We start from the raw sequence: 1,194 nt of genomic DNA, 5'->3' as shown, positions 1-1,194 counted from the left end.
GCGGCGCGTGACCGGCGCGGCCCTGGCACTGCGTGGCTCGGGTGGCCGCGGCCCTGGCAAGGCATGTTTCGGGTGGCCGCGGCCCTGGCACGGCGCGGTTCAGACCGGCGCGGCTCGGGCCGGCGCGGCTAGAACGAGGGAGGGAGACAGCGTGGGGATGTCAGCATGGCTCTACGCCGCATATGAACGCCGCTTGGTGCGGGAGCTGGCCGGCAAACGCATGCCCCAGCACGTGGCCATTATGTTGGATGGCAATCGGCGTTGGGCGCGTGAGCTGGGTGAATCTGCCACGTTCGGGCATCGGGCCGGGGCCGAGCGCATCGCCGAGGTGCTCGGTTGGTGCGAAGATGCCGGCATTGAGGTGGTTACTTTGTGGCTGCTCTCCACTGATAATCTCTCCCGGGCGGCTGAAGAAGTAGGCCCGCTGCTCACCATCATTTGTGAAACTGTTGAGAATTTGGCGCGCTCGGGTCGTTTCCGGTTGGTCGCGGTGGGTAATCTTGATCTTCTTCCTGAGGAGTACGCCCAGCGCCTGCGTGCCGCCGCGGCGAGCACTGAATCTTGCCGCGGTTTACACGTGAATATCGCGGTGGGCTACGGCGGGCGCCAGGAGATTACCGACGCGGTGCGTTCTTATCTGCGCGATGAGGCGGCAGCCGGGCGCAGCCTCGCGGAGGTCGCGGAAGATTTTTCCCTCGCGGATATTACCGATCATCTCTATACCCGCGGCCAGCCTGATCCGGATTTGGTGATTCGCACGAGCGGGGAGCAGCGCATGAGCGGCTTTATGCTCTGGCAGTCCGTCCATACCGAGCTGTATTTCTGCGAAACTTACTGGCCGGATTTCCGGCGCGTGGATTTTTTGCGCGCGCTGCGTGACTATACGCAACGTGACCGGCGCCGCGGCCGCTAAGCTGCAGGCATTCGGATGCGTCCGGAGCCGGAATGGGAGTTCACACCGAAAAGGTGCGCTAAATCAGCCCTTCGCGGCTTTGGTATTCGAAGAATCCTTCGCTCAGTTCGTTGCGGGTCAGTGGCTCCCAGCCGGCATGCGCGGTCATGAGGCTGCGCGCGGTGGTGGCGAAAGCACCCACGGTATACAGGTGCGACATGGACATGGTGGCCAGGCCGGGGCTTGCTTCCCGCCCGAGCAGACTCACCCGGTCCAGAGTGTCAATGGTGGTGGCTATAAAA

2 protein-coding genes are annotated in these 1,194 nt (G+C 63.6%); one reads left to right on the top strand and one right to left on the bottom strand.

What is annotated here, in order from left to right; all coding sequences use genetic code 11:
* Nucleotides 1-157 precede the first annotated feature (157 nt).
* Nucleotides 158-913, top strand: coding sequence for an isoprenyl transferase (locus ACRQFC_RS09210; RefSeq protein ID WP_087070456.1), 756 nt, complete (start codon nt 158-160; stop codon nt 911-913).
* A gap of 58 nt (nt 914-971) precedes the next feature.
* Here the strand turns inward: ACRQFC_RS09210 and ACRQFC_RS09205 are convergent.
* Nucleotides 972-1,194: hypothetical protein (locus tag ACRQFC_RS09205; RefSeq protein ID WP_435734677.1), on the bottom strand; the 223-nt coding region annotated here is incomplete at its 5' end.

The organism is Actinotignum inguinis (assembly GCF_051265835.1).
GTDB classification, from domain to species: Bacteria; Actinomycetota; Actinomycetes; order Actinomycetales; family Actinomycetaceae; genus Actinotignum; species Actinotignum timonense.
This window is presented reverse-complemented; position numbering and strand designations above follow the sequence as displayed.